The 17,076-nt window shown below is 74.5% G+C and carries 11 protein-coding genes and 1 pseudogene; 5 read left to right on the forward strand and 7 right to left on the reverse strand.

Translation table 11 applies throughout. The annotated features are described in order from the left end of the window. Nucleotides 1-29: 29 nt before the first annotated feature. The 3 genes from ACFVU7_RS11085 to ACFVU7_RS11095 form a co-directional block, all read right to left on the reverse strand. Nucleotides 30-857, reverse strand: coding sequence for a sugar phosphate isomerase/epimerase (locus ACFVU7_RS11085; protein WP_079272395.1), 828 nt, complete (start codon nt 855-857; stop codon nt 30-32). A gap of 573 nt (nt 858-1,430) precedes the next feature. Then, nucleotides 1,431-2,393: a Ppx/GppA phosphatase family protein gene (locus ACFVU7_RS11090; protein ID WP_117488326.1), complete on the reverse strand. Its 963-nt coding sequence runs from the start codon at nt 2,391-2,393 to the stop codon at nt 1,431-1,433. Between the two features lie 166 nt (nt 2,394-2,559). Next, nucleotides 2,560-3,870: an SUKH-4 family immunity protein gene (locus ACFVU7_RS11095; protein ID WP_380782982.1), complete on the reverse strand. Its 1,311-nt coding sequence runs from the start codon at nt 3,868-3,870 to the stop codon at nt 2,560-2,562. Nucleotides 3,871-5,027: 1,157 nt separating this feature from the next. Between ACFVU7_RS11095 and ACFVU7_RS11100 the strand changes: the two are divergent. Both ACFVU7_RS11100 and ACFVU7_RS11105 read left to right on the forward strand, forming a co-directional pair. Then, nucleotides 5,028-6,524: pseudogene (locus ACFVU7_RS11100) on the forward strand (IS1182 family transposase); the annotation flags it as partial. A 231-nt stretch (nt 6,525-6,755) separates the two neighbouring features. Then, the gene (locus ACFVU7_RS11105) at nt 6,756-8,018 is read left to right on the forward strand and encodes an IS256 family transposase (RefSeq protein ID WP_388045000.1); all 1,263 of its coding nucleotides are present in this window, start codon (nt 6,756-6,758) and stop codon (nt 8,016-8,018) included. Nucleotides 8,019-8,192: 174 nt separating this feature from the next. Here the strand turns inward: ACFVU7_RS11105 and ACFVU7_RS11110 are convergent, their stop codons facing one another. Then, nucleotides 8,193-11,009, reverse strand: coding sequence for a toxin glutamine deamidase domain-containing protein (locus ACFVU7_RS11110; RefSeq protein WP_388044913.1), 2,817 nt, complete (start codon nt 11,007-11,009; stop codon nt 8,193-8,195). Nucleotides 11,010-11,047: 38 nt separating this feature from the next. After that, nucleotides 11,048-11,503 (reverse strand): hypothetical protein, encoded by a 456-nt coding sequence (locus ACFVU7_RS11115; RefSeq protein WP_049660809.1) that lies wholly within the window; start codon nt 11,501-11,503, stop codon nt 11,048-11,050. Nucleotides 11,504-11,755: 252 nt separating this feature from the next. Here ACFVU7_RS11115 and ACFVU7_RS11120 point away from each other — a divergent pair, with 252 nt between their 5' ends. Beyond that, nucleotides 11,756-12,652 carry a hypothetical protein gene (locus ACFVU7_RS11120; protein WP_074001694.1) on the forward strand — a complete coding sequence of 299 codons (897 nt, stop codon included), beginning with the start codon at nt 11,756-11,758 and terminating at the stop codon, nt 12,650-12,652. Between the two features lie 65 nt (nt 12,653-12,717). On the opposite strand, the gene ACFVU7_RS11125 is transcribed toward ACFVU7_RS11120, so the two are convergent. Together ACFVU7_RS11125 and ACFVU7_RS11130 are read right to left on the reverse strand one after the other, a co-directional pair. After that, nucleotides 12,718-13,887: an NADH-quinone oxidoreductase subunit D gene (locus ACFVU7_RS11125; protein WP_049660332.1), complete on the reverse strand. Its 1,170-nt coding sequence runs from the start codon at nt 13,885-13,887 to the stop codon at nt 12,718-12,720. Beyond that, nucleotides 13,884-14,900, reverse strand: coding sequence for an SAM-dependent methyltransferase (locus ACFVU7_RS11130; RefSeq protein WP_074001696.1), 1,017 nt, complete (start codon nt 14,898-14,900; stop codon nt 13,884-13,886). The genes ACFVU7_RS11125 and ACFVU7_RS11130 overlap by 4 nt, the downstream gene beginning before the upstream one ends. Before the next feature lie 129 nt (nt 14,901-15,029). On the opposite strand from ACFVU7_RS11130, the gene ACFVU7_RS11135 reads away from it, so the two are divergent. Continuing rightward, nucleotides 15,030-16,262 carry a sensor histidine kinase gene (locus ACFVU7_RS11135; protein ID WP_375877317.1) on the forward strand — a complete coding sequence of 411 codons (1,233 nt, stop codon included), beginning with the start codon at nt 15,030-15,032 and terminating at the stop codon, nt 16,260-16,262. A gap of 38 nt (nt 16,263-16,300) precedes the next feature. Continuing rightward, nucleotides 16,301-16,990 carry a response regulator transcription factor gene (locus tag ACFVU7_RS11140; protein WP_074001698.1) on the forward strand — a complete coding sequence of 230 codons (690 nt, stop codon included), beginning with the start codon at nt 16,301-16,303 and terminating at the stop codon, nt 16,988-16,990. Nucleotides 16,991-17,076 lie beyond the last annotated feature (86 nt).

Consider the following 17,076-nt stretch of genomic DNA (forward strand, 5'->3'; position numbering starts at 1 on the left):
GCAGTTGACGCCCGGACGGACCGGACGGCTCAGCGTACGCGCGAGGGGGTGGCCAGGTGCAAGCGGGTAAAAGCGAGGGCCTCGGCCAGGTCGGCCTCGCGTTCGGCGGGGGAGGCCGAGCGGCGGGTGTTGACCTCCAGCACCACGTGGCCGTCGAAGCCGGTCCGGGCGAGGTGCTCCAGCAGCTCGGCGCAGGGCTGCTTGCCGCGGCCGGGGATCAGGTGCTCGTCCTTGCCGGAGCCGCTGCCGTCGGCCAGGTGGACGTGGGCGAGCCGGTCGCCCATCCGCTCGACCATGGCGAAGGTGTCGATCCGGGAGGTGGCCGCGTGCGAGAGGTCGATGGTGAAGTGCCGGTACTCCTCGTCGGTGACGTCCCAGCCGGGGGCGTACGCGAGCATCTCGCGGTCGCGGTAGCGCCACGGGTACATGTTCTCGACGGCGAAGCGGACGTCGGTCTCGCCCGCCATCCGGTGGATCCCCTCGACGAACTCCCGGGCGTACTGGCGCTGCCAGCGGAACGGCGGGTGGACGACCACGGCGCTCGCGCCGAGCTTCTCGGCCGCCGCCCGGGCCCGGACCAGCTTGGTCCACGGGTCGGTGCTCCACACCCGCTGGGTGATCAGCAGGCAGGGCGCGTGCACGGCCAGGATGGGCAGCCGGTGGGCGTCGGAGAGCCGGCGCAGGGCGTCGATGTCCTGGCTGACCGGGTCGTTCCAGACCATCACCTCGACCCCGTCGTAGCCGAGCTTGGCGGCCAGCTCGAAGGCGACGGCGGTGCTCGCCGGGTACACCGAGGCGGTGGACAGCGCCACCTTGGTGTCCGGGATGTGCAGGGCCGGGTGCCGGGGCAGCACCAGCCGGTCGGTGGTGCGCAGCAGCGGCGGGCGGGCGGCGTCCCGCTTGGCGGCCTTGACCGAGCGGACGGACTGGACAGCGGCCTTGGCGGCGCCGGCGGCCCGGGCGGTGCGGGTCTCCTTCGGGGCGGCCTTGGCGGCGGGCTGCTTCGTCTTCGGGGCGGGCTGCTTCGCGGTGGGCGTCTTCGCCGTCTTCGCCGTTCGCGCCGTCTTCGCCGCGCTGGTCTTCGCCGCGGCGGTCTTCGCGGTGCGCTGGGCGGCCTTGACCGCCTTCGAGGCCTGTTTGGCGGCCTGGGCGGCGGTGGCGCCCGTGACCGCCTTGCCGAGCCTGCGGCGCGGGCCGTCCGGCCGCGACTGCCCGCTCCCGGGAGTGCGGTCCTCCTGCGTTCCGTCCTCGCCCGCTGGTTGCACCACGGGAGACAGCGTAAGCGGAGCACGCGGCGAACGGGGCGGGACGACCGGCGCAGTGACCATCGGCACGTTGCCCCGGGGCGGTCGGTCGGCGGTCGGTCGGGACGGGTCCGGACGACTGTCCGGGCGACCGCCCGGTTGCGCGCCCCGGGGTGCGCGCCCGGCTTACGGGGTGAGCGCCGGGCGGCGGCGGTCGGCCGGGCTGTCCATGGTGTCCAGGCGGCGCAGGATGATGCCCTCGCGCAGCGCCCACGGGCAGACGTCCAGCTCCTCCAGCCCGAACAGGTCCATCGCGGCGTCGGCGACCAGCGCGCCGGCCAGCAGCTGCTTGGCCCGGCCCTCGGAGACGCCGGGGATCCGGGCGCGCTCGGCGACGGTCATCGCCGACAGCCGGGGCAGCCAGGCGGCCAGCCCGCTGCGGGTGAGCCGGCGGTCGGTGTACGGACCGGCGTCGGCGGGGGCGGCGCCGGTCATCCGGGCCAGCTGCTTGAAGGTCTTGGAGGTGGCGACCGCGTGCCGGGCCGGGCCGAGCCGGGTGATCTCGCCGACCACGGTGGCGAGCTCGGCCCGGATGTGGCGTCTCAGCTCGCGCAGCCCCTCCGGGTCGGCGACGTCCCCCGGCAGCCAGCGGGCGGTCAGCCGGCCGGCGCCCAGCGGCAGCGAGCAGGCGACGTCCGGCTGCTCGTCCAGACCGCAGGCGATCTCCAGCGAACCGCCACCGATGTCCAGGTTGAGCAGCCGGCCCGAGGACCAGCCGAACCAGCGGCGGACGGCCAGGAAGGTGAGCCGGGCCTCGTCCTGCCCGGAGAGCACGCGCAGCTCGACGCCGGTCTCGGCGGCCACCCGGCGCAGCACCTCCTCGCCGTTGGCGGCCTCGCGCACGGCGGAGGTCGCGAACGGGAGGATGTCGACGACGCCCTTGTCCTCGGCGACCCGCAGCGAGGACGCGACGTGGCCGACCAGCCGCTCGACCCCGGCCTCGCTTATCGCGCCGCCCTCGTCCAGCAGCTCCGCCAGACGCAGCTCGGCCTTGTGCGAGTACGCGGGCAGCGGAGCAGCGCCCGGATGGGCGTCCACCACGAGGAAGTGGACCGTGTTGGAACCTACGTCGAGCACACCGAGTCGCATAACTCTCCACGCTACGCGATCCGGGCCCTGGTGAGAGGGGGTGCGACGGTATTCGCGCCGGTCCGGAACCGGTCCGCGGGCCGGTCCGCGGGCCGGTGGGCGGGCCGGTCCGCGGGCCGGTGGGCGGGCCGGTGGGCGGGCCGGTCTTCCGGCGGCCCGCCGTCCGTCAGAGGAGGCCGTCCCACAGCTGCTCGACGATGACGGCCCACCAGTTCTCCGGGTCGGCGAAGACCGTGCCGTCCACGGCCGCCAGCGCGCGCTGCAGGGCATCCACCGCCCCGCCCGCGGCCACCGGGTCGAGCCCGCGCAGGGCCGGCCACCAGCCGGCGAACACCTCCAGGCAGCGGACGAAGGCGCGCAGGTCCGCGTTGCAGTGGCGGGCGGTCGCGTAGTCCGGGTCCACCGCCCGGACGGCACCGTCCACCGGGTCGAGGGCCAGCAGCGCCCAGCCGTCCGTCCCCAGCACCAGCTGCCCGGCGAGCGCCAGGCGCTCCCGCTCGGCCACCCGGGTGCCGCGGCCGAGTCCGGCCAGGTGCGCGGCGAGCGGGGGCAGGACGGTGCCCTGGCGGGTGCCGTCGGCGATCGCCTCCGCGCCCGGGTGGTGCAGCGCGAAGAACCCCGGCACGGCCACCGGGACGCCCACCGCCAGCAGCAGCGCGGCCGCGTCCCCGGGCAGTTCGGCGCGGGCGACGTCGGCCGGCTCGAAGCGCTGGACACCCGCCGGGCCGAACCGCTCCGCGAGCCGGGCGGCGAGCGCGGCGTCGGGCTCACCGGATGCACCGGGAGCGCCGGACGCGTCGCGCACCGCGCGGGGGAAGGGCACCCGGTTGCGGGCCGGACCGTCCGGCGGCGCGGGCAGCGCCCGTACGGCGGCCGCTCGGTGGTCGAAGCGCGGGCCGTACGGAAGCTCGAAGTCGAGCCGGACGTCCGGCAGTTCGGCGGCCAGCGCGTACGACCAGTAGCCGCCGGGCAGGGCGCTCGGCCGCAGGTCGGTCCGGACGGCCAGCACGTCCTCGGCGGCGACGCCCTGCTCGCGCAGCCACCACCAGCCGCGCAGCGCCGGGTGCGGCAGGCCCGCCGCGGACCGCAGGGCCAGCGACCGCTCCTCGCCGGTGCCGTCCCGGTAGGTCAGCTCGGCCCGGGCACCCCGGCCGGTCGCCGGCTGGAGGGTCGGGTCGTAGCCGCCCGCGCCGACGAAGTCCCGGTACAGCCCCACCACTTCGTCCACCGGCACCGAGGGCCACACCGTGAACCGCCCGCTCTCCCGGTCCACCACGGCGCAGGCCGCCCCCACCTCCTCGGGCGCCCGCCGCTCCCCCGTCCGCGGGTCGACCACCACCCGGGCGGGCTCCGCCCACACCACCCAGCCGAGCTCGAACTCATGGGTGCACACCCGCCGCACCACCCCGGCCCCCTGCGGCAGATCCCCGTTGATCCACCGCTGCCCCGCCTCCACCGCCTGCGCCCGCGAAATCATCCGGCCCTCCCCGACCCCGACCCTGCCCGACCCGCGACCCTACGCCCCACCGACTCCCCGCCCCGCACAGGAAGTCGGCCCGGCCGACTTCTCACGCATCCCCTGCGACGAATGCGACGACCGGCCTGCACACCCTTGCTGCCCCACACCCCCTGCACGAGAAATCGACCCCGCCGACTTCTGGCGTAGCTCCCTCTGCCGCCGACCCCACCCCTCTGCGCACGAGAAGTCGATCAGCCCGACCTTCCATGCACCCCTGGGGGACGCCCCACACCTCCCCCGCGCACGAAAAGTCGACCCCGCCGACTTCCTATGCAGAACCCGGACAAATACGACGGCCGGCCTACCTGGCCCCAGGCACACCCAGGCCCGGCCAGCCCGAAAGCGCACAGGAAGTCGGCCCAGCCGACTTCTCGCGCGAGTTCCTCCAACGCGGGTGAAGACCAGGCCACATAGCCTGCCGCCGCCCCCACCCCTCCGCACACGAGAAGTCGATCAGCCCGACCTTCCATGCACCCTCCGGGAGGAATATGCAGACCGGTCTACAGATCCTGCCGACCCGCACCCCACCCTGCGCACGAAAAGTCGGCCCCGCCGACTTCCTGTGCAGGATCTGGGAAAATATGACGGCCGGTCTACATAGTTCTGGGCACAGCCAGGCCCAACCGGCTCGTAAGCGCGCAAGAAGTCGGCCCAGCCGACTTCTCATGCGAGCCCGTCCAATGCACGCGCGAGGGATATGACGGTCGGACTACATAGATCGCCGCCGGCCTCGCCCCTCTGCGCACGAGAAGTCGACTCCGCCGACTTCCTATGCCGCGCCTGGTGGACCTCGACCTGGCCGGCTCGATAGCGCACAGGAAGTCGGCCGGGCCGACTTCTCGCGCGGGCTACCCCCGGTTCCCGTGTGGCGAATATGGCGACCGGTCTACAGATTTCTCCGCAGAAGGGGTGTCGTGTGCGGCTGCGCAGGAAGTCGGGCGGGCGACTCTGCTGGCGAAGTCGGTTGGGTTGGGCGTGGGACGGTAAGTGTGTGCCGGTCGGGGTGGGTTGGCTGTCTGTGGGGGTGGGTCGTGTTGCGTCCTGGTGGTGTGTCGGGGATTCCGGCGGAGACGGTGGCGCTGGCTCGCCGGGTCCATCCGCGGGGGACGGACGAGATGCGGGTTCGGGACGCGCTGGGTCCGTTGTTCAGCGATGAGGACTTCACCACGGGTGAGTTCGAGGAGATGTACGCGGACCTGGGACGGCCCGGGATCTCGCCGGCCCTGCTGGCGATGGTCACGGTCCTGCAGTTCCTGCACAACCTCTCCGACCGGGACGCCGCGGTGGCGGTGGCCGACCGGATCTCCTGGAAGTACGCGCTGGGACTGGAGCTGGAGTACACCGGTTTCGATGCCAGCGTGCTGTGCGAGTTCCGGGCCCGCCTGGCGGCCGGGAACCGGGCGGATGCCCTGCTCTCGCTGATGCTGGAACGTCTGAAGGCCGCCGGCCTGGTGCGGGCCGGCGGCCGTCAGCGCACCGACTCCACCCACGTCCTGGCCTGCGTGCGCGCACTGAACCGCGTCGAGTGCCTGGGCGAGGCCCTGCGCGCGGCCCTGGAGGAGATAGCCCGCACCGACCCGGGCCTGGTCGTGCCGCTGCTCGGGCCCGGCTGGGACGAACGCTACGGCCGCAAGGTCGAGACCGGCAGGCTCCTGCGCCGCAGAGGCGCCTCCGCCCTCAAGCTCGCCGAGCAGATCGGCGCCGACGGGCAGAGCCTGATCGCCGCCATCGACACGGACCCCGACGCCGTGCGGATGAACGGCCTCCCGCAGGTCAGAATCCTGCGCGAGCTGTGGGACCAGCACTTCGAGGCCACCGCCACCGGCCGACTGCGCTACCGGGGCACCGAGGAACTGCCGCCCTCCGCACAGCGCGTGCGCTCACCCCACGACCCTGACGCCCGCTACAGCACCAAAGGCGCGCCCGGCGCCGCACGCATGGAATGGACCGGTTCCAAGGGCCACCTGACCGAGTCCTGCGACGAGGGCCTGCCGCACGTGGTCACCGACGTCCACACCACCCCCGCCACCGAACCCGACGTCAGCGCCACCACCCCCGTCCAGGACAAACTCATCGCCCGGGACCTGAAACCCGGCGAGCACCTGCTCGACTCCGGCTACCCCAGCGGGCCCGGCATCGGCGCGTCCCTGGAACGCGGCATCTCCCTTGTCGCCCCCGTCACGGTCCAGACCGGCCGGGGCGCCCGGGGCGGCACGTTCACCCCCAAGGACTTCCACGTCGACTGGCACAGCGGCGTCACCCACTGCCCCGCCGGGGCCACCAGCATCTCCATGCGGCCGAAGAAGGACGGCCTGATCCGCGTCGCCTTCTCCCGCGCGGACTGCCGCCCCTGCCCGATCCGCGCCCAGTGCACCACCGGCGCCCCTCACCTCGGCCGGGTCCTGGAGATCCATCCCGAACCGATCCATACCGCCCGGACACGGATGCAGGCCGAACAGGACACCCCCCGATGGCGCGAGGCCTACCGGGCCCGCGCCGGCATCGAGGGCACCGTCTCACAAGCGGTCCGAGGCCCCGGCCTGCGACGATCCCGCTACCGAGGCCTCGCCAAAACCCACCTCCAGAACGTCCTCATCGGCATGGCCGTCAACATCCGCCGACTCGGCGCCCACTTCGACACCACCACCAGACCAAGCCGCCGCCCCACCCGCATCCACACACTCTGCACCCAACACGGCATCGCAACGACGGCGGGAGTATCAGAATTTCGGTGGACACCCTGCTCAAGGGAGTCGCTGATGAGCTCGCTGTCGGATCACCGGATCGAGTCGGGTCCTGACGGATCGGTTTCGTCGGGGCAGGGATCGGCCGATGCCTTGGACATGGGTCCGAGGAAGAACACCGGCGGGTCGGATGTGGTGGCGTCGGTCGCCGAGCTGGCGGCCGAGCAGGCCAGGGCCGGCGGGATGCAGCTGCTGGGCGAGGGCGGACTGCTGCAGCAGCTGACCCGGCACCTGCTCCAGGAGGCGCTGGAAGCCGAGATGGACGAGCACCTGGCCGGCACCGCCGGGTCGGGCCGTAGCTCCCGCAAGGGCGGCAACGCCCGCAACGGCTACCGCTCGAAGACGGTGATGACCGAGGCCGGCCCGGTCACCGTCGAGGTCCCGCGGGACCGGGCCGGGACTTTTGAGCCCAAGGTGGTGCCGAGGCATTCGCGTCGCACCGAGGGTCTGGACAACCTGGTCGTCTCGCTCACCGCGAAGGGCCTGACCTCGGGTGAGATCGTCGCTCACCTGGCCGAGGTCTACGGCATGACCACCAGCAAGGAGACCGTCTCCACGATCACCGACCGGACCCTGGAGGGCATGGCCGACTGGCGAAGCCGTCCGTTGGACGAGGTATACCCGGTCCTGTTCGTCGACGCCGTGAACATCAAGGTCCGCGACGGGCAGGTCGCCAACCGGCCCGTCTACGTGGTCCTGGGCGTCACCGCCGACGGCTACCGCGACATCCTGGGCCTGTGGACCACCGGCGGCGGCGAGGGCGCGAAGTACTGGCAGTCCGTCCTGACCGAGATCAGGAACAGAGGCGTCAAGGACTGCCTGATCCTGGTCTGCGACGGCCTGACCGGACTGCCCGACGCCGTCGCCCAGGTCTGGCCGCAGACCGTGGTCCAGACCTGCATCGTCCACCTCCTGCGGAACTCCTTCCGCTACACCGCCAAGCGGGACTGGGCAGCGGTGGCCCGAGACCTCAAACCCGTCTACACCGCACCAGGCGAGGCCGCGGCCCTGGACCGCTTCGCCGAGTTCACGGCCGCTTGGGAGGCGAACTACCCGGCGGTGGTGCGACTGTGGGAGAGAGCCTGGCCCGAGATGGTCCCCTTCCTCGGCTTCGACACCGAGATCCGGAAGATCATCTGCACCACCAACGCCATCGAGAGCCTCAACTCCCGCTACCGCCGGGCCGCCAGCGCCTGCGGCCACTTCCCGAACGAGCAGGCCGCCCTGAAACGCCTCTACCTGGCCACCCTCGCCCTCGACCCCACCGGACGAGGCCGCCAACGCTGGAGCAACCGCTGGCTCGGAGCCCTGAACGCCTTCGACATCGCCTTCGACGGACGCCTGTCAGCCGGACGGGTGTGAGCCAACCGGCCCACACCCGACAACAAGATCAACACCTAGACCAAACGGGTGCCGTACACCGGAATCCTGATAGTCCCACGACGGCCTGAGCCTGACCTAGATCGAATACTTCGCCAGCAGAGTCGGCGGGCCGACTTCCTGCGCGGGGTGTGGGGTGCGGGTCAGTGGCGCAGGTCAGGCGGCGGGGGTGAGGGGGAGGGGGCGGCCTTCGGGGGTGAGGGCGATGGCCCAGAGGCCGTGGGTGGCGGGGTGGAGGGGGGTGGGGGCCTGACGGGCGAGCTGGTGGTCGAGGTAGGTGACGGCGTCCTGGTGGTTGACGGCGTTCCAGGCGTGCGGGCGGCCGTAGGTGTCGAGGGTGAGGAGCACCGCCTGCGAGCCGTGGCCGGCGCGGCGGAGGTCGTCGGCGAGGCGGTCGAAGGCCGGGGCGCCGTCGCCCAGGTCCCGGAAGGGGGCGCCGAGTTCGCGTTCGGCGCGGTCGCGGCCCCCGCGTTCGCCGGCGTCGCCCTCGGTGGGGATGCGCGGGGCCGCGCAGGTGGGGCGGCCGGTGTAGCACTCGACCGCCGAGAGGGCGATCTCCAGGCTGTTGTTGGCCCGGCCCGGTTCGCGGTGGCCGCCGTCGTTGACGGCCTCCGCCCAGCCGCCGGCGGCCGGGTCGGGGTGGCGGGCGGGCAGGCCGTCCGCGTCCCGGGGGGCGCGGCGTTCGAGTTCGGCCTGGTGCTCCGGGTCGACCGGTGCGAGCCCGCCCGGCAGGCCGTACGGACGGCTGTCGGCGATGCTGCGCGGCCGGAACGCCGGATCCTCCGGCGGGGCTCCGCGCCGGGCGCGCAGGGCGAGTTGGAGGGCCATCGCGTGGGCGGTCGCGACCGGGACCGCGCCCCAGGCGAGGGTCGGGTCGGCGGGGACCACCGCGTTCTCCCGCCGTCGGGCCTCCACCGGGTGCGCCTCGGGGCGGCCGATCACCGGGGTGGTCCCGACGACCGGGGGTGCGACCGGGGAAGGCGGCGCGGTGTGGACCGGCGGCGGTCCGACGACCGGGTGCGGCGCCGCGCCGACCGGGGTCCGGGCCACCGGCGCGCCGGTCTGCGGCCCTCCAGCGACCGGACCGCCGACGGCCGGCCCACCGCCCACCACGCCGCCGGGGCCGCCTGGACTGCCGGCCGCCCCCGCCCCGACGCCGCTGCCGAACGGGGCCGCCACGTTCGCGGGCCCGCCGCCGGTGCCCGCCAGCGGCCCCGGCCCGACGGTGGCGACCGGACCGGCCGCCTGGTACGTGCCGTACCCGCCGCCGTACGCCGGGGTCCCGAACTGCCCGGGCACCCCGACCGGCCGGACCGCCGAGGGGGTCTCCGGCGCCGGGCCGTACGCGGGTCCTCCGGCGGACGGTGCGGTGACGGGCGCGATGGCGGGCGCGGCCGGAGCGCTCACCGAGTCCGTCCGTACGGCCACCGGCCCGCCCGTACTCCCGCCACTGTGCGAGGCGGCCGCGGGCGCCTGGAGCGGGTAGTCCCCGTCCGACCAGCCCGCCGACCCGCCGCTCTGCCGGGCAGGCGCGGCAACGGCCGGTACCGGCGGTGCCCAGTCACCGCCGCCCTCACCCCCACCGCCCGTCGCCCGGTGCTGACCCGGCGAGCCCCCGGCCGCCACGGCACCGCCCGCCGACGCGCCCACGGGAGCACTCGCCGCGCTCGCCACGTCCGGCCTGCCGACGACCGCCCCCGGGTCCGCCACCGCGACCGAGGCCACCGTCACCGCGCCCGGCGCCGTCGGCACCGTCGGCCCGTCGGGCGCCGCACCCGCGAGCGGCTTGTCGCCACCCGGCCCGACCGCCGACGGCCCGTCCGCCCCCGGGCCAGCCGCCCCCGGTGTCAGCCCGGCGAGCGGCACCCCGCGGAGCGCCTTGCCCTCCTCGTCGGTGAGCACGGGCTGCCCGTGTTCGTCCAGCCGGACCGCCAGGTCCGCCACCCCGACCACCGGCGTGCCGTCCGGCCCCGGGACGACCAGCAGCCCGGTGGCGTCGGCCACCGGCGTGCCGTCGGCGCGGAGGATGACCGGTTGCCCGTCCGGGCCGAGGACGGGCTGGCCCTGCTCGTCCACCTTGACCGTCAGCCCGGGCACGCCGACCAGCGGCTTGCCGTCCTTCCCGGCGAGCAGCACCAGCCCGGAGCCGTCGGCGCCGAGCACGCCCGGTTCGCCGAGGGCGGCGGGCAGCCCGGCGGCGAGCGGGTCGAACGCGCCGTTGCGGTACGAGGCGGCGGTGACCTCCGTCCCCGGCGTGCTGCCGAGCTTCAGCAGGGCGACCGCGGCCGGCTCCTCGAGCACGCCGGACAGGGCGTCCTTCATGGCGCGGCCGAGTTCGGCGAGCAGTCCGCCGATCTTCAGCGCGGCGGTCTCGACGGCGACGGCCGCCACGCCCGCCGCGACCTGCTCGGTGGCGGCGTTCTCCACCGTGGCCGCGAGGCCGCCGACGGCCTTCCGCAGTCCGCCGACCACCCCGTTCCCGGCCACCCCGTTCCCGGCCACCTCGCTCCCGGCCACCCCGTTCCCGGCCGGGTCGCCGCCGGTCGCCGCCGCGGCGACCTTGCCGGCCGCCTCCTTGGCCTTGGCCGCCTGCTCCTCGGCCTGCCGGAGTTCGGCGGCGAGCTGCCGCAGGGTCGCGATGATCTCGGCCTTGCAGGTGTCCACGGCCCGCGCGGACGTGTCGAAGGCCCCGGCGACCAGCCCGACCGCGCTGTGCGCGTCGTCCAGGTGGCCCTTGCCGCCGCCGCTGAAGGCCTGCCAGTACGCGCCGAAGGCCTCGACCGCGTGGCCGGAGTTGTCGGCGGTGACCCGCCGGACGGACTCGCCGCAGCGGCGGGTGAGCCGGTCGGCCTCCTTGCCGAACTCGCGCCAGACTCCGGCGGCCCTGCGCAGGCCCTCCTCGTCGGCCTGCGGCCACAGCCGGCCGGTCCGGGCCAGCACCGGGACCAGTTCCTCGGGCAGTTTCCGGGACACGCGCTTCCCCCTTCGAGCCGGGCTTCGGGCCGGGTCCGTCAGACCGACATGTCCTTGGGGACGGCGGGCACCACCCCGGGGGTTGCCCCCGGCACCCCGGGAACTCCCGCGACCCCCGGCACCGCCGACGCCCCAGAAACGCCCGGCACCGCCGTCGCCCCGAACCCGCCCGCCGCCGCGCTGTCCGCGTCCGCCGTCCGCGCGGCCATCGTGTGCAGCCCGGCCCCGACCCCGGCCACCCGCCCGGCCAACCCCCGCAGCCCGCCGACGAGTTCACCGCGCGCCTGCCCGTACACGGTGGCGAACCCGCTGCCCGGCTGGTCCGCGCCCCAGGGGGCGCCGAGCGCGGCGAGGCCCTGCTCCAGGGCGGCGACGGCCTTCGTCAGTTCGCCGCCGAGCTTCTCGAACTCCCGGCCCTCGCCGTGCAGTTCCCACGGCTTGAGGACGAACTCCCCGCCCGCGCCGCCGGACGCCCCGGTGCTGCCGCCTGCCATCCCGTACCTCCCCGTAGCGGTCCCGTCGCGGACCCCGCCGCGGACCGGCCGCCATCCTAGGCGCGCCCCCGGGCCCGCCCGCAGCGCCCGACGGACCTCTTCACCCCGCCTTCACCCCGGCCGACCCCGCCACCACCGACCCCGCCCCGTGCTCCGCCGGGCCCCGCCGCAAAACCCGCCCCGACCCCACCCCCGACCCCGCCACCGGTCCCGCCACCGCGCTCCCGCCCCCGAAAGCTCTACCCTTGCCGGGTGGCACCAGCAGAAACGTCCAAGAAGAAGTCCAAGGCGAAGCCCAAGGCCTCCCCCGCCCCCGTCGACCTCGCGATGCCGAGCCTGCGCCGCGAGATCCCGCGCGACGAGGTCCCGCTGGACTTCGCCCGCGCCTGGGTCGAGTTCGCCGACCCCGCCGACGAGGAGCAGGTCTTCCGCTGCGACCTCACCTGGCTGACCTCCCGCTGGTCCTGCGTCTTCGGCCAGGGCTGCCACGGCATCCGCGAGGGCCGCGGCGAGTCGGACGGCTGCTGCACGCTGGGCGCGCACTACTCGGACGAGGACGACGAGAAGCGCGTCCTGGGGCACGCGACCCGGCTGACCCCCGAGCTGTGGGAGAACTTCGCCGAGGGCACCGACGCCAAGGGCCGGATCGTCTCCGACGGCGGCATCACCATGCTGGACGAGGACGGCGACCGCCAGACCCGCCGGGTCGGCGGCGCGTGCATCTTCGTGAACAGCCCGGACTTCGCGGGCGGCGCCGGCTGCGCCCTGCACGCGCTCGCCCTCAAGGAGGGCCGCGAGCCGCTGGAGACCAAGCCGGACGTCTGCTGGCAGCTGCCGATCCGCCGCACCTACGACTGGATCGACCGCCCCGACGACACCCGCTACCTCCAGGTCACGATCGGCGAGTACGACCGCCGCGGCTGGGGCCCGGGCGGCCACGACCTGCACTGGTGGTGCACCGGCGCACCGGCGGCCCACCAGGGCGCGGACGCGGTGTACGTCAGCTACCGCCCCGAGCTCACCGAGCTGATGGGCCGGAAGGGGTACGAGGTGCTGGCCCGGCTGTGCGAGGAGCGGATCGCCACCAAGGGCGACCGCAAGGTGGCCCCGCACCCGGCGGACCCGGTCAGGAAGTCCAAGAAGGACTGACCCGCCCCCCTGGTGCCCGCCCCCGGCGCCCGCCCTACGCGGCGGCACCGGCCCCCGGCGCCGGCCTACTTGTCGATGTCCCCGACCACGAAGAACATCGACCCCAGGATCGCCACCATGTCCGCGACCAGCGTCCCCGGCAGCAGCTCGGTGAGCGCCTGGATGTTGTTGAAGGACGCCGACCGCAGCTTGAGCCGCCACGGCGTCTTGTCGCCGCGCGAGACCAGGTAGTAGCCGTTGATCCCGAGCGGGTTCTCGGTCCACGCGTAGGTGCTGCCCTCGGGTGCCTTGAGCACCTTGGGCAGCCGCTGGTTGACCGGGCCGGGCGGCAGCGTGGCGAGCTTGTCGAGGCAGGCGTCGGCGAGGTCGAGCGCGTTGAGGGTCTGTTCCAGCAGGCACTCGAAGCGGGCCAGGCAGTCGCCCTCCTCGCGGGTGACCACGGTGAGCACCTGCCGCAGCTCCTCGGAGCCGTACGCCAGGTACGGCTCGTCGCGGCGCAGGTCGAGGTCGAGGCCGCTGGCCCGGGCGATGGGGCCGCTGACGCCGTACGCCTCGGCCTGCGCCCGGGTGAGGACGCCGACCCCGGCGGTGCGGGCGCGGAAGATCTCGTTGCCGAGGACGAGGTCCTCGAAGACGGGCAGCTGCGAGCGCACGGTGGCGACGGCGGTGCGGACCCGGCCGAGCCAGCCGGCCGGCAGGTCCTCCTTGAGGCCGCCGACCCGGTTGAACATGTAGTGCATCCGGCCGCCGGAGGCCTCCTCCAGCACGTGCTGGAGGTCCTCGCGGCCGTTGAAGGCGTGGAAGACCGGGGTGATCCCGCCGAGCTCCAGGGGGTACGAGCCGAGGAACATCAGGTGGTTGAGCACCCGGTTGAGTTCGGCGAGCAGGGTGCGGATCCAGACCGCCCGCTCCGGGACCTCCATGCCGAGCATCCGCTCGACGGCCATGACGACGCCGAGTTCGTTGGAGAAGGCGGAGAGCCAGTCGTGCCGGTTGGCCAGCATGATGATCTGCCGGTAGTCACGGGCCTCGAACAGCTTCTCCGCGCCCCGGTGCATGTAGCCGATCACCGGCTCGGCGCTGACGATGCGCTCGCCGTCCAGCACCAGCTTCAGGCGCAGCACGCCGTGGGTGGCCGGGTGCTGCGGGCCGATGTTGAGCACCATGTCGGTGGTGCCCGCCGCGCCGGTGAAGTTCTCGGCTCCCGCCCCGATGCCGACCGTGGTCTCCCTCATGCCCCCAGAGTCTGCCATCCCGGCAGGCCCGCCAGGCTCACCGGTTCCGTCATGCGGACGGCCTGCACCAGCCACCCGAAGGCGCCCAGCCCGCCCGGGTCGGTCAGCTCGGCCCCCTCCCCCGCCCCGCTGAGCGCCCGCAGGTAGCCGACGGGGTCGCTGGTGGCCAGCGCGAGCGCCGGGCGCCCGCCGCTCACGCCGAGCGCCCGCAGCGCCTCCCGCTGCGTTGTCCACAGGCTGTGGAGACCGGGCACGGCGACGGAGTCCAGCGCGACGTGCGCGGTGACGTCGCAGGAGCCGTCCGGCACCGGCGCCACCTCCCGGCCGTCCCGGAATCCGGCGTACGTGCCGAACGGCGGCCGCCGCCCGGCGGTGTGCCCGTAGTCGACGGCGACGGCCAGGCCGCGCTCCAGCCCGGCCACCGCCCGCGCCCAGGCGGCGTCCCGGGGGCCGCCGAACTCCACGGCGTCGCCGGGCTCCGCGACCGGCCACCAGCGGCCGGCCCAGGCCGCGTCGGCCGCCGAGACCGGCTCGCCGAGGCGGGTCCCGCCGGTCGCGGTGTCCACCTCGACGTAGCGCAGCACCCCGTCCTCGTCGACCTCCCCGGCGTCCAGCGGGACGTTGTCCAGCCACTCGTTGGCGAACAGCAGCCCGGTCACCCCGCGCGGCGGCCGGTCCGTCCACAGGGCTGTGGACGGCAGGCCGGCCGGGCGGTCGGCGACCTCCACGCCGTACGGGCGCAGCCGCGCCAGCACCTCCGCGGGCAGTTCGGCCAGGACCCCGGTGAGCAGTTCGCCCCGCCCGGCCCCCATGTCGACCAGGGCCAGCTCCTCCGGACGACCGAGGGCCTCGTCAACCTCCAGCAGCAGCCGGGCCACCGCACGGGCGAACCTCGGCGAGGCGTGCACGGAGGTGCGGAAGTGGCCGGCGGGGCCCTCCGGCCTGCGGTAGAAGCCCTGCCCGGGGTCGTACAGGGCCCGTTCCATGGCGGGCGCCCACCGCATCCAAGTCATGGGGCTGGACGCTACCCGGCGCCCGGTCGACCCTCCCCATCGGATCGGGTGCTTCTCCGACCTACGGAGTAGGGCGGATCGCCCTACCGGCGGACCTGGGCACACGGAGCGACTGCCTACGCTGGACACGTGCATCGACTCAACGCCTGGCTCCGCCGTCACCCCATGGTGGTCGACGCCGCCTGGGCGGCGATGGTGCTCTTCGCCGGCCTGGTGCCGAACGACGCCTCGATCGACGAGGGCTGGCGCTTCGACCTCTCGCTCGCGATCGCGGTGGTGCTGCCGCTGCTGATGGTCGTCCGGCGGCGCTACCCGGACCTCACGGTGTCCGCCGCCGCCGCCATCGGCGTCGGCCAGGTACTCGTGGACATCTCGCCGGCCGGCTCCTCGATCGCCTACCTGGTCTTCGCCTACACCGGCGCCGCCTTCGGCCAGAAGTGGATCTCCCGGCTGGCCCTGACGGCCGGCCTGGCCTCCGGGCCGCTGGTGTTCTGGCAGATGATGCCGGTGAAGACGGTCTTCGACCGGGCCGGCGACGCCCACACCCGCCCGTACACCTTCGGCGAGGCGGCGCTGATCACGCTGCTGATGAGCACGCCGTTCATCCTCTGCTGGGCCTGGGGCCGGCTGACCAGGGTGCGCCGCGCCTACCTGACCGAGCTGGAGGACCGCGCCGCCCGGCTGGAGCGCGAGCGGGACGCCCAGTCCAAGGTGGCGGTCGCCGCCGAGCGCGCCCGGATCGCCCGCGAGCTGCACGACGTGGTCGCGCACAACGTCTCGGTGATGATCGTCCAGGCCGACGGCGCCGCGTACGTGCTGGACAACTCCCCGCAGCAGGCCAAGGAGGCGCTCGGCACGATCGCCTCCACCGGCCGCCAGGCGCTGGTCGAGATGCGCCGCCTGCTGGGCGTGCTGCGCACCGCCGACACCAAGGCCGAGGAGTACGTGCCGCAGCCGGGCGTCGAGGAGCTGCCGGAGCTGCTGGAGCAGGTCCGCACCGCCGGGCTCGACGTGGACTACGCCACCTCCGGGCACCCGCGCGAGCTGCCGCGCGGCGTCGAGCTGACCGTCTACCGGATCGTCCAGGAGGCGCTCACCAACGTCCGCAAGCACGGCGGCCCCGACGCACACGCCCGGGTCGCGGTCGACTTCGGTGAGCGCGAGCTGGCCGTCCTGGTGGAGGACGACGGGCGCGGCAGCACCGACGAGCACCTGGCCGCCGGCGGCGCGGACGGCCTCGGCCACGGCCTGATCGGCATGCGCGAGCGGGTCGGCATGGTCAGCGGCAGCCTCGACGTGGGCCCCCGCCCCGGCGGCGGCTTCCGGATCCGCGCCGTCCTGCCGCTCAAGGCGGCCCACTAGCCCCGTCCGCCGTCCACCCCCCTCCAAGGAGTCCCACCTTGACCATCCGCGTGATGCTCGTCGACGACCAGGAACTGCTGCGCACCGGGTTCCGGATGATCCTCCAGTCGCAGGGCGACATCGAGATCACCGCCGAGGCGGGCGACGGCGCGCAGGCCCTGGAGCAGCTGCGGCGCACCGAGGTGGACGTGATCCTGATGGACGTCCGGATGCCGCGGCTGGACGGCGTGCAGGCGACCCGCCGGATCTGCCTCGCCGAGGACGGCAGCCCGCTGCCGAACGCCCCCCACGTGCTCATCCTCACCACCTTCGACCTGGACGAGTACGCCTTCGCCGCGCTCAAGGCCGGCGCCAGCGGCTTCCTGCTCAAGGACGTCCCGCCGACCGAGCTGGTGGCCGCGATCCGCGCGGTGCACGGCGGGGACGCGGTGGTCGCCCCGACCACCACCCGCCGGATGATCGACCGCTTCGCCGAGGTGCTGCCCACCCCGCAGAGCGCGCCCGGCTCGGACGTCCTCGGCCCGCTGACCGAGCGCGAGCGGGAGGTGTTCCTGCTGGTCGCCCAGGGCCTGTCGAACGGCGAGATCGCGGCCCGGCTGGTGCTCTCCGAGGCCACCGTGAAGACCCACGTCGGCCGGATCCTGGCCAAGCTGGGGCTGCGCGACCGGGTCCAGGCCGTGGTGCTGGCGTACGAGGCCGGGCTGATCCGGGCCGGGGCTGGCGACTGAGCCGCTTCGGCGTCCGGGCGCCCCCGTAGACTGGGGCGGTACGTCCGGTACCCGTGGAGCGGACTGGAACGGTCATTCAGGACAAG

Source organism: Kitasatospora sp. NPDC058046 (assembly GCF_042885595.1).
Lineage (GTDB): Bacteria > Actinomycetota > Actinomycetes > Streptomycetales > Streptomycetaceae > Kitasatospora.